We start from the raw sequence: 14,803 nt of genomic DNA on the forward strand, positions 1-14,803 counted from the left end.
ATCTTCATTGCATTTTCACACTGAGCATACGACACTTTACCGAGCGTGGTGATCGCATGAGGCCAACCGTGGCGTTCTTCCCGACGCAGCAGGACCAAGCCGTCCCCCTGGCTGCCGCCCCAAACGCCGTGCCCCTCGCCCGTCGCCTGGTTGCCGAGGTGGCTCGGCACTGGCACCTCCCGACTGAGCTGATCCACGACACGGAAACGATCGTGTCGGAACTGGCCACGAACGCACTTAAGGCCACGGTGGGCTTCCATCAGGCCATGGGGATCACCGAGATCGGCCGTATCCGCCTACGTCTCAAGTGGACGAGTCCGAGCCTCTTCACCGAGGTCTGGGACATCAACCCAGTCCTCCCAACCAAGCGTCAGCCGAACGACCTCGATCTAGACGGTCGGGGCCTGGGAATCATCGAGATGCTCAGCGCACGCTGGGCGGCCGTGCACTGCGAGGATGGCGGCAAGATCGTATGGGCCGAACAACGTCTCTGCTCGTACTAGCGGAGTTATAGCGCTTCTACTGCGTTGGCTCGGCTCCGCGACGCCAATGTCGAGGAAGCGATCTCGTTGGCGAGCCAGTCTGCGGCGGCGGTTTCGCGTTCCTGGATTGTGAAGATGCCTTCGGCGGCGCGAACCTCATACGGAAGCCAGTCGATCGCCAGCCGCCGAGCGACCCAGTCCACCGCCGACCGGACCAGCGGAATCTGAGGGTCGTCGGTGTGGCCGTTGGGTGCGAAGTGCAGGTCCAGGCCCTGGCGGATGAGGTCGGGCAGCGGGACGCCGTGCTGGAGGCCGACCGAGAGCGTGACGGCGTAGATGTCCATGAGTCCGGCCTGGGTCTGGCCTTGCTTGCCCCACTGGATGAACACCTCACCGAGCGTGCCGTCGTGGCGGCTGTTGGCGGTCAGTGAGAATCGCTCCCCGCCGATGGTGACGGCGGTGGTGAGGCCGGCCCGGCTCCGCGGCATGTGCTGTTGGTGCTGCGGGCTCGGGGGGAGCGTCATATCCGCCTCCATGACCGGTTCCACAATTTGTGGGAGGTTCGCTGAGTCTGGCAACTGCATGTGCTGCGCGGGGAGCTTAGTGAGCCGGACCGTTACGACGCGGGATGGCTCGCCGACGTCTACCTGACGGACCCGGCGGCGGGAGCGTGATCGGGGTCGTACGCTCGCACGATGGGACATGACGATCTTCCGACGCTTGAGCTCGCGCTGCCCGGGCCGCTGCGGGACAGTGGGGTGGCGGCGATCCTGAATGGGCAGAAGACGGCGCTCACCGGGCTTCTTGAGATCTACGAGCACGCCGGGGAGGCGGTGCCGGAGGTCGGGCAGCGGCTCGCCGTGGTGGACTCCGACGGACGGCCGGCGGTTGTGATCGAGCTCGTCGAGGTGCGCGTCGTCCCCATCAAGGAGATCGACGACGACTACGCCCTGGCGGAAGGGCGCGGGTACGCCGACGCTGCGGAGTGGCGGGCGGCGCATGAGGAGTTCTTCCAGAGCGACGGAGTGAGCGAGTACCTGGGGCACACCCCCGTCATCGACGATGACACGCTCGTCGTCGCCGAGCGCTTCCGCGTGGTGGACGCCGGCGATCCCGGTCGGTCCTGACCGAGGAGGCGAGCCGGAAGCCGCTCGTCGCGAACCGCCGTGAGGCCGGGCGTCTCGGCTGGACGCTCGGCCATCATGGTGGCCCATGAGCCGATTGCCCACGCTGTCCGCCACGGAAGTAACCTCGGACCGACTCGTGCTGCGCAAAGCGCGCGACACCGACCGCGAAGGGCTCATCGAGATCTTCACCGATCCTGCGGTCCGGGCGTACCTCGGTGGTCCGATGGCCCGCAGCGAGATGGAGAAGTTCCTCGACGCGTTCGGCACGGCGAATACGACCTCTGAGCCCGGCAGCTTCGTCATCGCGGACAACCCGACGCACGGGCTCATCGGAATCCTGGGGCTCGGCCGTCGGTCCGCCGACCGGCCCGGGCACCTCACCGAGGACGGTGAGGAACTGGAACTGTCCTATGTCCTGCGGCGCAGCGCGTGGGGCGCCGGGCTCGCGTTCGAGGCCGCGACGGTGGCGTTGCGGGCCGCCGCCGACGAACTCCCCGACCAGCCGGTCCTGGTCGTGACCCAGGCGGCCAACGAGCGCGCGCTCAAGCTCGCCGCCCGCCTTGGCTTTCACCCTGTCGACACCTTCGAGCAGTTCGGCGCGGAGCAGACCCTCAGCACCGCCACGCTGCACACGTTCAAGTACGAAGGACCGGACGAACTTCGCGCCTGAGCGGGGATCGGCAGGGCCCTGCCGATCCCCGGGGCTGGTCAGCCGAGGGTGTCCAGGAAGTCTTTGACGGCGGTGGCGAAGCCGTCCGGGTCGGTGGTGTGGGCGAAGTGGTCGCCGTCGAGTTCGGCGAGGCGGGTGTTGGCGCGGCGGGCGACGATCTCCCGGCCTTCCTCGGAGGTGATGACCTGGCTGTTGCGGGCCAGCACGAACAGGGCGGGGCACTCGGTGGAGGTCCAGTCGGCCCAGTGGTCGCCGTGCGTTCCCTGCTCTGAGGTGATGGTGTCCTGCGGGTGGAACGGCAGACGCCAGCCGCCGTCGGCGGTGGGGCGCAGCTTGTCGCCGAGCATCGGGGCCAGCGGGCCGAGGGCGGCCAGGAGCGTCTGCCGGTCGGGGGCGGTGTAGGGCATCGACAGGACGAACGACAGTGCGCTGGGGCCGTCGTCGAGATCGCAGACCGGGCCCTCGACGTTGACGATGGCCGACACGCGCCCGGGGTGCCGGGCGGCGATCTGGTAGGCGGTGATGGCGCCGCCGGAGTGGCCGAGTGTCACGGCCTGCTCGATCCCGAGGTGGTCCAGGAGGGCGATCGCGTCGGCGACGTAGTCGTCGCGGGTGTAGGAGGCGGCCCGGTCGGAGTCGCCGTGCCCGCGCTGGTCGGGTGCGATGACCCGCCACTGCGGCGCCAGTGCCTCGGCCAGCTGTGCCCAGGTCTGTCCCTCGTAGAGGTGGCCGTGCAGGGCCAGCAGCGGCCGGCCCGGTCCGCCGAAGTCCAGGTAGGACAGTCGACGGCCGTCGATGTGGAGCTCGCCGCGGATTCCGGTGACGCTGGTGCCGTTCATGATCGAACCTCCGTCAGGTGTCTGTCTCGATGAACAGCACTCTGTCCGCGCCCGCTGACCATGGACGCACCAGCCGCTGACAGTTCGCCTTCCTCTTTGGTCAGCCGGAACCTCGAGTTGCCGGCGCGGGTGTGGGCGAGTCGGTAGGAGTCAGTGCCGGTCTCGATGGCGATCGCGGGTGGCCCGGCCGAAGACGTCGACCGGGCCTGCCACTCGCGCCACGGGTCAGCTGCAGGCGCGCGACTTTCCGGTGTCCGGTTCAGCAGCCACGGAGGTAGGCCGCGTTCGACCACCGGTTGAAGCGCAGCGACGCCCGAGCACGACCAACGGCGGAGAATGCACGGGTGACCCGACCCCGAATCCGCGTCGCCGCCTACGTGATCAGACATCGGCGGGTCCCCGAACTCCTGGTCTTCGACCACGTCGGCATGCCCCAAGCCGGCACCCAGGTTCCCGCCGGCGGCATCCACCCCGGCGAGGAACTACCGCAGGCCGTCCTGCGCGAGGTCGCCGAAGAGACCGGTCTGCGCACCGTCTCCGTGGTGCGGCGGATCACCGTGGAGGACAAACCCCATCCCGACACCCGCCGACCGCGCAGGACCACCTACTTCCATCTTCAGGCGCCTCCGACCACGGCCGACGCCTGGAACCACACCGTACGGGGCGACGGAGACGACCTGGGACTGACGTTCGCCTGCCGCTTCCTGCCGCTACCGCTGGAACGACCGCTGGCCGACGACCAGGACCTATGGCTGGGCCATATCGACCCACGCTGGACGACCCTGACCCGCACCCGCGCCTGACCACTACCGCGCCGGCACCGAAGTTCAGAAGGGTCGGGTTCGTCCAGAGATCATTTTGTTATCTGAGGCGCCCGAACGACCCTCACCGAGTCAGCGTCAGACTCGCCGACGGGAACGATCTTGAGCGCTTGAGGTGCTCACCGGGTTTCTCGATCGAGCAGGACGTTTCGGCGGTGTGGAGGATCGCGCGGTGACCAGTCGAGTTCTGTTGTCCGGCGACCCACAGCGCCTCGGCCCCTACGAGTTGATGGGACGTCTGGGGGCGGGCGGCCAGGGCGTCGTCTATCTGGCGAGACGGGCCGACGACTCCGGGGAGTCCCCGCAGCGCCTCGCGGTGAAGGTGCTCCGGCAGGACCTGGCGATCGACGACGCGGCACGCGCCCGTTTCGTGCAGGAGGTCGCGGCGGCGAAGGAGGTCGCTCGCTTCTGCACGGCGCAGGTGGTGGACGCCGACGTGACCGGCGACCGTCCGTACATCGTCAGTGAGTACGTCGACGGTCCGTCCCTGCAGCGGCTGATCTCGGAGAAGGGGCCGCGGGACGGCGCCGATCTGGAGCGACTGGCGATCGCGACCGCGACGGCGCTCGTCGCCATCCACGACGCCGGGATCGTGCACCGCGATTTCAAACCGCACAACGTCCTGATCGGCCCGGACGGGGCACGGGTGATCGATTTCGGCATCGCGCGCGCGTTGAACACCGGCGCCACGGTGCCCGGCCGGATCGTCGGCACCCCGCCGTACATGGCGCCCGAGCAACTGGGCGGCGGTCTCATCACGACCGCCACCGACGTCTTCGCCTGGGCATCGACCATCCAGCAGGTGCTGCTGCGTCTTCTCCGGCGCAGCGAGGCGGTCGCCAGACCGGCCGGCGACGAGCCGGTCACCACGGTCATGCTGGCCGCGGGCACCGCGCTCGCCGACCCCACGAGAAGCGCTCCGCTACCGAGCGGCCTGACCGGGGCGTTCGGTGCCGCCGGTTCCCACCGGAGCGCGGCGCACGTCCCGTCCGGGAACACCACGGCACCGGCGCCCGGTGACCCCGGCCCTGACACCTTGCCACCGTCCCGGCAGGCGCCGCCCGGGGAGATGCCCGCGTCCGGCGAGACGCACAGTACGGCGAGGCCGGGCCGTCGGAGGCGGCGCGTGGTCATCCTGTGTTCTGTGGCGGTCGCCGTCGTGGCCGTCGCGGCGACGACGGCGGTTCGCGGCCTCGTCCATCGAGGACCTGAGGCCACCCAGGCCAAGGCGGTCAGTGAGCTGCTGGGCTCGCAGCTGGCGGCGGGGAACCCGCTGGACGGGAAGCTCACGACGACCTGTGATGACGTCGCCGGCTCGGTCTCGGCGTTCGAGCGGCTCGCGAGGGACCGTGGGCGGGAGTCGGCTCGGGCGGGGACCCTGCGGGTCGACCGGTTGCCGCATGGCGCAGAGCTGCGGCAGGCCATCGGCGACGCGTACCGGTTCTCGCTCGAAGCCGACCAGGCCTACCTCGCGAACGCCCAGCACGTCGCGGCGCTGAACTGCGGCACGCAGAACGCGCCGAACTCCGATGACCTGCAGCGGGCGCTCGGCGCCAACGACCAGGCCGGCCCCGCCAAACGGCGCGTCGTCGCGCTGTGGACCCCGATCGCGCGGAAGGAACATCTGCCGATCTACAGGTGGAACGAGCTCTGACGTTCAGCCATGGGCGGCTTCCCGGACGGGTGGCCGGGCCGTGCGGGGACGCATGACGAGTGCGGCGAAGGAGAAGCGGCCCCCTGCCGGGATGGAGGCGGGTGGATCAGCCGTGTCCCTTGCCGTGGTGAGGGCCTGGGCGGTCACCGCGGCGTCGGCGCGGGTGATCGGGCCGGCGGGCCAGGCGGCGACTACGGTGGCCGCGGCGACGAACGCGGCCGCGAACAGGAATGACCACGGTGCGCCGCCAAGCCGGTCGACGATCAGGCCGGCGATCGTACCGCCGGCCGCGTTGGCCGCGACCGGAACGGGCACCAGCCAGGTGCCGGCCTCGTTGCGCATGCCGACCGGCACGATGCGGCCGGCGAGGCGATCAGTACCAGGACCGCGACCAGGAGCGGGCCGGCCACGAACACCAGCTCGAACAGCGAGGTCTCCACGGCCAGTGCGGCGTTGCGCAGGTGATGCCGGCCGGTACCGGCCTCGGTGAGGCCGATCCACGCGCTGCGGATCGCCGCGGTCAGCGGCGGATAGGTCGCTCCGGCGAACATCGCCGCCGCCCAGATCAGCGGCATCTCGCCGGCACCGGCCGCGAGCAGGAGCACGACCAGCCCGATCGGGTGGGCGACGGCGCACACGAGCAGAACGGGGGTGGATTCGCGCCTGTCGGCGAGCCGCCCGACGATCGGGCCGGCGAGGGCGCCCGAGAGCGCGTAGGTGCCGGAGGCGATGCCTGCGGAGGTGTAACGCCCGGTGGCCTGTTCGACCAGAAGCAACAGGGCGAGGGGCGTCACGCCCATACCCAGGCGAGCGAGCACACCGGCCATCAGCAGCAGCGGCGCTCCCGGCGTCCGCCATACCGCCACGTAGTGCCGCAAGGTGGATCCTTCCGCGCGCTGCCGACGCCACCTACCCGTGATCATGAACCGCCGCCCCAGCGGCGTTGTTCCAAGAGTGACCGCGCGGGATTTCGGTGTATTCGAAGGCGTAGGCGGTCCCACCTGGGTAGGGAGATCAGGAACTAGGATCGGCCCGCAGTCGATCGTGGAGGCCCGATGCCGTTGCTCGTGCGCCTGCGGCCCAACGGGCCGTACGTGCTGTTCACGCTGGCCGCCGTCGTGGCGGTGGTGTTCGGGGTGACCCGGGCCGGCCTGCTGGGAGCGGTGATCGCCGCAGGCGGTGCCGTGTTGCTGGTGCTGTTCGGTGGTCCGATCATCGTCAGCACGGTGTGCCGGGTGCCGGTGGTGGCGGTCGACGAGAGCGGGATCCGGCTCCCGCTGATGGGCGTGCGGTTGAGCTGGGATGAGGTGGCGACGGTCAGGCGCAGCGCCGCGCTGCGCGGCAAGACGTCCACCCCGGTGTTGCTGATCATTCCCGCCAGACCGGAGGTCGTCGTCGTCCGGGTGCGGCCGTGGTTGCTGCGCGAGGCGCGCGGCAACCTGACGCGGTACGGCACCCCGATCGTCCTGTCCGACCAGTCCCTCGACCACTCGCTCGACGACATCGCCGCCGCCGTACGTCGTCGGCGACCGGCGACGGGTGAGGTGTGACCGGCGATCTCGCGTGCACAGGGTGCCATCGTGACTGCTCGGATGGCGCATGCCGGGCAGATCGGAGAGGCCGGCCAGTTGCCCCTGCTGTCGCTGCTCGGACCGTTACTGACGAAGGCAGGTCCGGTTGGACACGACCGGACTCATCTAAAACGTAGAGAAAGAGGGCGAACACATGGCCGAGAACGACTGGACGATCACCACCGGGGTCGGCTCCGGCAAGGAGCGGGTCGAGAATGTGCCCGCCGATCAGGTGACGGTCACCCCGAAGGGCGGCCTGGACATCCAGCGGCCGGATCCCGGGAACCCGGGACGAACGACGGTCGAACATCACGCACGCGGTACGTACTTCGGCATGCGGAAGCGCTACTGATCACTGCGATGCCGAAGCGCTACTGATCATGGGCGGCCCTCGCGCAGAGGGCCGCCTTCATCGTCAGCCTGATCTTCGTGCAGCGCCCCGATCTCGCCGAGGTCCAGACCACACGTCGGAATCCGATCCGGAGGAGGGCGCACGTCGGGAACGGCGGAGAAGGGCGTGAAACCGGGCGGCCGGTTCGTTCGTCGGATCAACGTTGGTGATCTCGACGGAAGGCGTGTGATGGACGCGGCGCGTGCGGCGGAGCTGCTGGCCCGGTTGTTCGGGGAGGGGCACGGCCTGGCCCGCCGGCTGGACGGTGGCGTCGTCGAGCTTCCGGAGTCCGGGCTGCGGATCGCGGTGGACACCCCGGACCTGCAGCCCAACGGGGTGGTCGTACGGGTGCCGATCGGCGTGAACCATCCGACGTGGGGCGAGGTGTTCGCCTGGGACCAGGCCGTCGGCATCGGCGGGCAGGACCGGGATCCGGTGGTCGCCGCCGCGTACGACTGGCTGCACAACGTCTTCCCGGTCTTCGCCGCGTACGCGATGCCCGGTCACGAGCTCGCCGCGAACGTCCACACCGAGACGCGTTTCGACGGGCGGACGGCGGCCCGGATCCACTACGGGCCGATCGCGATCCGCGACTTCGGCGGGCTGAGCGAGGCGACACGAAAAGCGGCGATGGAAAGGCCGCCGACCATGGTCGTCGCCGAGCGGCTGCTCACCGGGTACGCCCTGCCGGACCGGCCGCTGTGGTGGTACACCTTCGCGGCGCGCATGCCGGCCGGCCCGGTCGAGGAGGTGACCCTCGTCAACGGCGACGCCGGGGACTCCCTCAAGGGGATCTCCGACCACCTGCCGTGGGAGGGCCACGGGTCGGTCAAGTCGTGGGCGCTGATCGCGCCGGACAACGACGTCGTGATCGAGCAGGTGCCGATCGGCTGACGCCGATCGGCCCGTTCGGAGGGCGGGGCGCGCCTTCGCCCCGGCGCTATCGGCGTCGGGCGGCTCGGTGGGCGAGTTCTGAGACGGCCAGCCCGGCGGCGACGAAGGCGGCGGCGAGCCAGGCCACGGACGCGGCGTCGGCGAACCGGAGCCACAGGCCGCCGATGGCGCCCGCCAGGGAGACCGCGAGATAGATCGCCGAGGCGTTCAACGACACGACGAGCGCGGCGGCGGACGGCGCCACCGCGATGAGCTGGTGCTGCTGCGGCACCATCACGCCCCAGGCGGTGAAGCCGTAGACGATGACGACCGCGATGGCGCCGGCCAGGGTGGTTCCGAGGAACGGGAGCAGGGCCAGGTCGGCGGCCAGGGTCACCGCGACGCCGGTGATCACACGGCGTGCGCCGAAACGGTCGGCCCAGGCGCCGGTGATGAGGTTGCCGGCCGTTCCGGCGCAGCCGGAGGCGAACAGCAGCAGCGCCAGGGTGCGGCCGCTGTCGCCGGTCGCGGTGTGGAAGACCACACTGATGTAGTTCTGCAGCAGGTAGATGCCGAGGAACATCGTCACGGTGGTCAGCAGCAGGAGGGTCACGCGGCGGTCGGCGAGCGGGGCCAGGCGCTGCCGCAGGCTCACGGCGGGCGGCGCGGGAACGGCGGGCAGGAGCACGGCGACGCAGACCGCCGCGACGGCCGCGAGCGCGGCGGCGAACCACATCGTGCCCCGCCACGACATGACCGTCCCCAGCAGCGTCCCGATCGGCACGCCGAGCGCGGTGGAGGCGACCAGCCCGACCGTCACGTACGACAGGGCGCGGGCCCGGTGCGCCGGAGCCACGAGCGCCGCGGCGGTGGCGCCCGCGGTGGGGGTGAACATCGCCGCTCCCGCGGCCGCGAGAACGCGGGTGGCCAGCGCCCATCCGTAGTCCGGCACCAGTGCGGTGGCCGCGTTCCCGACGGTCAGCAGCGCGAGGGCGAGGAGCAGGACGCGGCGCCGGGGCCAGGTTCCGGTCGCGGTGGCGGCCAGGGGTGACAGGACGGCGTAGGCGATGGCGAAGACGGTCACGAGCTGCCCGGCCGCGTCCACGCCGACGTGCAGGTCGCGTCCGATCTCGGGCAGTACGCCCGCGACCACGAACGCGTCGGTCCCCACGGCGAAGGTGCCGGCGGACAGGACCAGTGTTCGCGCGGGCACGCCGTCCGGGCGGCTGTCCGCCGCGGTCTGGGACGTCACCGTCATGCGTGCTCCTCCAAATGGTACCGATCGGTTCCGTTTTCGAGACGGTACCGATCGGTTCCGTTTTGCGTCAAGGTCGAGTAGCGTGAGCGCATGCCGACACGAGCCCGGGACCGCCTCCTGCAGGCCGCGGAAGAGCTCTTCTACGCCGAGGGGATCCGCGCGGTCGGCGTCGAGCGGCTGCTGACGGTCTCCGGCGTCGGGCGTGCGTCCTTCTACCGGCACTTCTCGGGGAAGGACGACCTGGTCGCCGCCGTGCTCAGCGAACGGGACCGTGTCTGGCGGTGCGGGCTCGAGGAGGCGGTCGCGGCGCGCGGCGGCCACCCGCTGCACGTGTTCGACGTGATGGCCGAACGGTACGAGTCGGGCGACTTCCACGGCTGCTCGTTCATCAACGCCATGGCCGAGACGGCGGGCACCGATGAGGAGATCCGGCTCTTGGCCGTCGAGCACAAGCGCGCGGTGGCCGACCACTTCGCCCGGCTGCTCGCCGGCGCCGGCCACGGCGAACGAGCGGAGGAGCTGGCGCAGCAGTTCGTCCTGCTGCTGGACGGCTCGATCGTCACCGCGCTCCGCGAACGGTCAGCGGAGCCCGCGCACCGCGCCAAGGCCATCGCCGCGGCGGTCCTCGCGGCGGACGAAGAACGAGCGCGCTGATCCGGGTACGCCCGAGCGCGCCCTCACGCCCGGTGGCCGGCGGAGCGTACGGACACGTCCCCCGTCAGGTCCTGGGTGCCGATGACGGAGAGCAGTTCGAGCTGGGCGGCGCCCTCGGTGCCGGGCGGGGCGGTGAACCACAGCAGGCGCTGGCGGCCGTCCTCGCTGAGCAGGCTGTGGCAGTCGAGCTCGATGACCCCGAGCGTCGGGTGGACGATGCGCTTGTGGTCGGTCCGGCGCACGGCGACGTCGTGGGTGTCCCACAGCGCGGCGAACTCCTCGCTGCGGTGCCGGAGCGAGGCCACCATCTTCGCCACCTCGGGGTCGCGGCCGCGGCGGGCGGCGACGGCCTGGAGGTCGGCGACGAACTTCCGGGAGTGGTACGGGTGGTCGTCGGGCGGATAGACGCCGCGGGTGGCGGGGTCGGTGAACCAGCGGTAGACGAAGCTCGCCGCCGGGCCCCGTACCTTCGGGTGCCGGCCGACGAGTGCGGCGGCCAGTTCGTTCTGGACGAGGGTCTCGTGCAGGTCGGTGATGACCTGGGCGGGAGTCGTGGTGAGCCGGTCCAGCAGGCCGAGGAGCGCGGGCTGGGCGTGCGCGGTCGGGCCGTGCGCCGCCGGGATGCGGCGGTCGGCGAGGTGGAACAGGTGGTCGCGTTCGTCGTCGTTCAGGCGGAGCGCGCGGGCGAGGGCGGCCAGGGTCTGGGCCGAGGGCTGGGCGTTGCTCCCGCGTTCGATCTCGGTGTAGTAGTCCGCCGACAGGCCGGCGAGCTGCGCGACCTCCTCGCGCCGCAGGCCGGGCACCCGGCGCCGAGGCCCGGTGGGCAGACCGACGTCGGAGGGCCGGACTCGGGCGCGCCGGGACTTCAGGAACGCGGCGAGTTCGGGGAGGTTCACGCCCTCCATTCTGACCCGTGCCCCGAAACCGGAACCAGGGGTCGTCGACCCCTGGGTGAGCGCAGCCCTGGTTGACGACCGCGCGCCGCCTCATCGTGGTGGAGACGCCGGAGCACGGCGTCCCCTCTTCCACGCACTGAGGAGTCCACATGTCGTACTCACCTGACGGTGCCGCGCCCGGGACGGACGCCGGTCGTACGCGGGTGGCCGTCGTCACCGGTGGCTCGCGGGGCATCGGCCGCGAGGCGGTCGTACGGTTGGCGGCCGACGGGTTCGCCGTCGTGGTCGGGTACGCGGGCAACCGTGACCTGGCCGAGGCCGCGGTCAAGGAGGTCGTCGCGGCCGGGGGCCGGGCGGTCGCCGTCCAGGCCGACGTCGCCGACGAAGAGGCCGTCGCCGCGATGTTCGGGACCGCCGAGTCCGAGTACGGCGGCGTCGACGTCGTCGTCAACGCCGCCGGGCGCATGGACCTGTCGCCGATCGCCGACCTGGACCTGGCCGTACTCGACGCGCTGCACCGTACGAACATCCGCGGGACCTTCGTCGTCGCCCGGCAGGCCGCGCGTACGGTGCGCCCCGGCGGGGCGGTCATCATGTTCTCCACGTCCCAGGTCGGGCTGGCCTTCCCCACGTACGGGGCGTACGTCGCGAGCAAGGGCGCCGTCGAGGCCCTCACACTGGTCCTCGCCCGCGAGCTGGGCGACCGGAACATCACCGTGAACACGGTCGCCCCCGGCGCCACGGCCACCGACATGTTCCTCGACGGCAAGGACGAGAAGACCATCGCCCGCCTGGCCGCCCAGGCCCCCCTGAAACGGATCGGCACCCCCGCCGAGGTCGCCGAACTCGTCGCCTTCCTCGCCTCCCCGGCCGGCCACTGGGTCAACGGCCAGGTCGTACGGGCCAACGGCGGCATCATCTGACCGGCCGCGCCCCATCTCCGCGTCCGGCCCGCCGCCGGCAGCCGGATCACCCACCGCAGGAAAGGAAACAGTCATGCCGTTCGCGAACTTCAAGGTGCCCGCCGGCACCCTCGACGAGCAGCAGAAGAAGCAGCTCGTCACCCGCGCCACCGACCTGTACGCCGAGATCTACGGCGAACGCGCCCGGGCCAACACCATGGTCCTGGTCGAGGAGGTCGCCGACGGCGGCTGGGGCATCGGCGGCCACGTGCTGACGCTGGCGCAACTCCAGCAGACGCCGGAAGACTGAGCGCGGGACCGGCCACGGCCCGTCCGCGCGGAGCCTCCCGCGCGTCCGGGCCGGGCGGTACGGTCCCAGGTGATCTCAGCCTCGGGGAGGGTGCCGGATGTGCGTGTCGACGGCGGCGTCACGGTTCTCCGGCACGATCCTGTACGGCGGTCAGGCCCGGCATCCCGAGCACGGCCGGGTTCACGTGCTGGGCTATCAGAACACCGCGGTCAACCTGGCGAGCGGACCGAACGCGATGCTCCTGCACGTGCCCGCCACCGGCATGACGCCGGCGAACTTCGTCGACACCGGCCACTGCCCGCGCGTCCTGCGGGACATGGTCGACGCCCTCGCGCCACCGACCCGCGGTCGGGTGTCGATACCGGAGGGCTGCGTGGCGGCGGCCGGCGGACCACCGCCCGTCCAGGTCTTCGACCACGACATCTACACCGTGGTGCTGGCCACCGACCCCACTCTGATCCCGCAGGCGCTGGAGCAAGTGCCCGAGCACCGCCGGATCCGGCCCAACCCGCCGCTGTTCGACTTCTACGCCGCTCGCCACCCCGGCCACGCGATCATCGTGTGCTGCTTCGACAACACCGAGGCGAGATCGGCCAATCCCCTGCTCATGTGGTACCGGCCGCACAGCCTCCGCCAGTTCGTCCTCCCGGCGCTGGACTGCCACACCGGAGGCGTCCCCGACCTGAGCGCACACGTCCCCACCGACCACTGGGTCATCCTCGGACGCGAGAACCCACCGGCCTCCTGGGGCGTCCCGGTCACCTACACCGCCGACGACGGCCGTACGGGACACGGACGATTCCCCGACCGGCACGGGCCGGCCGCGCCGTACCTCCCGTCCCGGGTGATCGGCGCACGCTTCGGCAGCGCCATGCCGAACGGGGACTTCACCATCCCGTACACCGACGTCATGCGCGGTGACCTCGGCGCTCTCCGCCGCACCGCGGCCGCGGCCGCGTGACCGCTCGTCGCCGAGCGCCCGGCGGTTACGGCAGGAGCTTCACGCGGATCGCGGCGCCGTGCTGGGGGCGTGTGCCCGAGGGGACCAGGCGGCCGTCGTCCTGCCAGGTGTACGTGACGGCGGCGGGCGGCAGGGAGGCGCAGCACTCGGGGTCCTGCGGCGCGTAGTGCAGGTAGGTGATCCGGAAGTGGCCGGGACCGCCGGTGAGGCCCCGTACGGCGTCGGTCTCGGTGACGGCGTCCCAGCCGAGGAAGCGCGTGCCGTGCCAGAAGAAGACGAGCTGGCCCTTGCCGTCCGCCGTCGGGTACCGCTGACCGACCACCGCGGTGAGGGTGCCGCCGTGCCGGTCCGACGTGGTCACCGGCTTGCGGTCGCGTACGAAGTGCGTGGACGGGTCCGCCGCCTCGACGGTACGGGTCAGGACGCGCTCGATGGCGGCACGGTCCGGGACACCGACGGCGGGAGCGGTGGTGGCGCCCGTCGACGTGGGCGAATGAGTGCCGGCCTCCGGGGGCGGCGACGAGGACGCGGGACTCGATGCGGCGGCGGCCGGCGTGGTCGGGGCCGAGGACGTCGACGGCTGCGCGGCGGGCTTGTCCGTTCGGCAGCCGGCCGCGGTGACGACGGCCAGGAGGACGACCGCCGTCGCCCGGGATCGTACGAGGGAGGCGTTCTTGTCGATCACGGCAACGTCCTTCTCCGACATCCGATCGTCCTGCTGCGGCAATCGAGATCGTAATTCGTGCGGATGGGATCGGCAGGAGCCGCCGCTGACCGTTCGGAATGGCGGATCTTGAAGTCGTTTCGGTGTCCGAGATCTCGCCTCTGGACCAGTGGGGTAGCCAGAAGCAAGTCTGACCTGCGGGTTCTTGCGGTCCGGTGGCGTGATTTGACCTTGCTAGCGCGGCCACGTAGAGTCCTCGTTGCCTGCGGAGGAGACGCCGAAAGGCAGTCGGCCCCCAGGAAGACACCCCACGAAAGCTCGTGACAGAGGCATCTCTGGCACGGGGTAGAGTAGGGCGTCGACCCGGTCGAGTACGTGACGCCGAAAGGCGGCGCGGTCGCCGGGAGCCTCCCAGCAGATGATTACCGAAGTCCTCGATTTCGGTGGTTAAATGTTGGGCGGCGCCGAGAAGTGATCCCGAGTCGGTCAATTCGACAAAGGAAAACAAATCGGTAAGCTAGAGACAACAGCCCCGAACGGGAAACTGGAAACAGAATCCCGACGGTGTGTGTCCGTTTCTTGAGAACTCAACAGTGTGCTAAAAGCCAGTGCCTTTATGGTCCTCGCTGATCGTGGTCGACTTCGGTTGGTCATGGTTGGTTTGGATTTCTTTGGCAAGAATAACTCTTGCCGGGATTGTTTTTCTCTTCAAGGTTTGGCGACTGTCTTC

19 protein-coding genes are annotated in these 14,803 nt (G+C 70.6%); 12 read left to right on the top strand and 7 right to left on the bottom strand.

Annotated elements, in window-relative coordinates; translation table 11 throughout:
- Positions 1-68: 68 nt before the first annotated feature.
- Entirely contained in the window at positions 69-503 is a 435-nt protein-coding gene (locus tag ABD978_RS36530) for an ATP-binding protein (protein WP_345364898.1), read from the top strand.
- Between the two features lie 5 nt (positions 504-508).
- Here ABD978_RS36530 and ABD978_RS36535 read toward each other — a convergent pair whose 3' ends face one another.
- Positions 509-1,006, bottom strand: a complete 498-nt coding sequence (locus tag ABD978_RS36535) for a TSCPD domain-containing protein (RefSeq protein WP_345364900.1) — start codon at positions 1,004-1,006, stop codon at positions 509-511.
- Between the two features lie 171 nt (positions 1,007-1,177).
- Between ABD978_RS36535 and ABD978_RS36540 the strand changes: the two genes are divergently transcribed.
- Positions 1,178-1,609, top strand: coding sequence for an ASCH domain-containing protein (locus tag ABD978_RS36540; protein ID WP_345364902.1), 432 nt, complete (start codon positions 1,178-1,180; stop codon positions 1,607-1,609).
- A gap of 85 nt (positions 1,610-1,694) precedes the next feature.
- On the top strand, positions 1,695-2,279 hold the full coding sequence (locus ABD978_RS36545; protein ID WP_345364904.1) for a GNAT family N-acetyltransferase: 585 nt from the start codon (positions 1,695-1,697) through the stop codon (positions 2,277-2,279).
- A gap of 38 nt (positions 2,280-2,317) precedes the next feature.
- On the opposite strand, the gene ABD978_RS36550 is transcribed toward ABD978_RS36545, so the two are convergent.
- Positions 2,318-3,118 (bottom strand): alpha/beta fold hydrolase, encoded by an 801-nt coding sequence (locus ABD978_RS36550; protein ID WP_345364906.1) that lies wholly within the window; start codon positions 3,116-3,118, stop codon positions 2,318-2,320.
- Positions 3,119-3,462: 344 nt separating this feature from the next.
- On the opposite strand from ABD978_RS36550, the gene ABD978_RS36555 reads away from it, so the two are divergent.
- A complete protein-coding gene (locus tag ABD978_RS36555) occupies positions 3,463-3,921 on the top strand; it encodes an NUDIX hydrolase (protein WP_345364908.1) in 459 nt (152 codons plus the stop codon).
- Between the two features lie 190 nt (positions 3,922-4,111).
- Entirely contained in the window at positions 4,112-5,593 is a 1,482-nt protein-coding gene (locus ABD978_RS36560; RefSeq protein WP_345364910.1) for a serine/threonine-protein kinase, read from the top strand.
- 3 nt (positions 5,594-5,596) lie between these two features.
- On the opposite strand, the gene ABD978_RS36565 is transcribed toward ABD978_RS36560, so the two are convergent.
- Positions 5,597-5,935 carry a hypothetical protein gene (locus ABD978_RS36565; protein ID WP_345364912.1) on the bottom strand — a complete coding sequence of 113 codons (339 nt, stop codon included), beginning with the start codon at positions 5,933-5,935 and terminating at the stop codon, positions 5,597-5,599.
- Positions 5,857-6,471: a hypothetical protein gene (locus ABD978_RS36570; RefSeq protein WP_345364914.1), complete on the bottom strand. Its 615-nt coding sequence runs from the start codon at positions 6,469-6,471 to the stop codon at positions 5,857-5,859. The genes ABD978_RS36565 and ABD978_RS36570 overlap by 79 nt, the downstream gene beginning before the upstream one ends.
- A 177-nt stretch (positions 6,472-6,648) precedes the next feature.
- Between ABD978_RS36570 and ABD978_RS36575 the strand changes: the two genes are divergently transcribed.
- The 3 genes from ABD978_RS36575 to ABD978_RS36585 all read left to right on the top strand — a co-directional run bounded on the left by ABD978_RS36575 (position 6,649) and on the right by ABD978_RS36585 (position 8,449).
- Complete coding sequence (locus ABD978_RS36575) at positions 6,649-7,143, top strand: hypothetical protein (protein ID WP_345364916.1); 495 nt, start codon at positions 6,649-6,651, stop codon at positions 7,141-7,143.
- A gap of 175 nt (positions 7,144-7,318) precedes the next feature.
- Positions 7,319-7,516 carry a hypothetical protein gene (locus ABD978_RS36580; protein ID WP_345364918.1) on the top strand — a complete coding sequence of 66 codons (198 nt, stop codon included), beginning with the start codon at positions 7,319-7,321 and terminating at the stop codon, positions 7,514-7,516.
- A 228-nt stretch (positions 7,517-7,744) separates the two neighbouring features.
- Positions 7,745-8,449 carry a hypothetical protein gene (locus tag ABD978_RS36585; protein WP_345364920.1) on the top strand — a complete coding sequence of 235 codons (705 nt, stop codon included), beginning with the start codon at positions 7,745-7,747 and terminating at the stop codon, positions 8,447-8,449.
- Positions 8,450-8,495: 46 nt separating this feature from the next.
- Here the strand turns inward: ABD978_RS36585 and ABD978_RS36590 are convergent, their stop codons facing one another.
- A complete protein-coding gene (locus ABD978_RS36590) occupies positions 8,496-9,686 on the bottom strand; it encodes an MFS transporter (RefSeq protein WP_345364922.1) in 1,191 nt (396 codons plus the stop codon).
- Between the two features lie 90 nt (positions 9,687-9,776).
- On the opposite strand from ABD978_RS36590, the gene ABD978_RS36595 reads away from it, so the two are divergent.
- Positions 9,777-10,340 carry a TetR/AcrR family transcriptional regulator gene (locus tag ABD978_RS36595; protein ID WP_345364924.1) on the top strand — a complete coding sequence of 188 codons (564 nt, stop codon included), beginning with the start codon at positions 9,777-9,779 and terminating at the stop codon, positions 10,338-10,340.
- 23 nt (positions 10,341-10,363) lie between these two features.
- Here the strand turns inward: ABD978_RS36595 and ABD978_RS36600 are convergent, their stop codons facing one another.
- The gene (locus ABD978_RS36600) at positions 10,364-11,236 is read right to left on the bottom strand and encodes an MmyB family transcriptional regulator (protein WP_345364926.1); all 873 of its coding nucleotides are present in this window, start codon (positions 11,234-11,236) and stop codon (positions 10,364-10,366) included.
- Positions 11,237-11,385: 149 nt separating this feature from the next.
- Between ABD978_RS36600 and ABD978_RS36605 the strand changes: the two genes are divergently transcribed.
- The 3 genes from ABD978_RS36605 (at position 11,386) to ABD978_RS36615 (ending at position 13,409) form a co-directional block, all read left to right on the top strand.
- Positions 11,386-12,159: an SDR family oxidoreductase gene (locus tag ABD978_RS36605; protein ID WP_345364928.1), complete on the top strand. Its 774-nt coding sequence runs from the start codon at positions 11,386-11,388 to the stop codon at positions 12,157-12,159.
- Between the two features lie 73 nt (positions 12,160-12,232).
- Positions 12,233-12,448 (top strand): 4-oxalocrotonate tautomerase family protein, encoded by a 216-nt coding sequence (locus ABD978_RS36610; protein WP_345364930.1) that lies wholly within the window; start codon positions 12,233-12,235, stop codon positions 12,446-12,448.
- 97 nt (positions 12,449-12,545) lie between these two features.
- A complete protein-coding gene (locus ABD978_RS36615) occupies positions 12,546-13,409 on the top strand; it encodes a hypothetical protein (protein WP_345364932.1) in 864 nt (287 codons plus the stop codon).
- A 25-nt stretch (positions 13,410-13,434) separates the two neighbouring features.
- On the opposite strand, the gene ABD978_RS36620 is transcribed toward ABD978_RS36615, so the two are convergent.
- On the bottom strand, positions 13,435-14,094 hold the full coding sequence (locus ABD978_RS36620; protein ID WP_345364934.1) for an LppP/LprE family lipoprotein: 660 nt from the start codon (positions 14,092-14,094) through the stop codon (positions 13,435-13,437).
- Positions 14,095-14,803 lie beyond the last annotated feature (709 nt).

The sequence above is a fragment of the Actinoallomurus liliacearum genome, assembly GCF_039542035.1.
In the GTDB taxonomy this organism is placed as follows: Bacteria; Actinomycetota; Actinomycetes; order Streptosporangiales; family Streptosporangiaceae; genus Actinoallomurus; species Actinoallomurus liliacearum.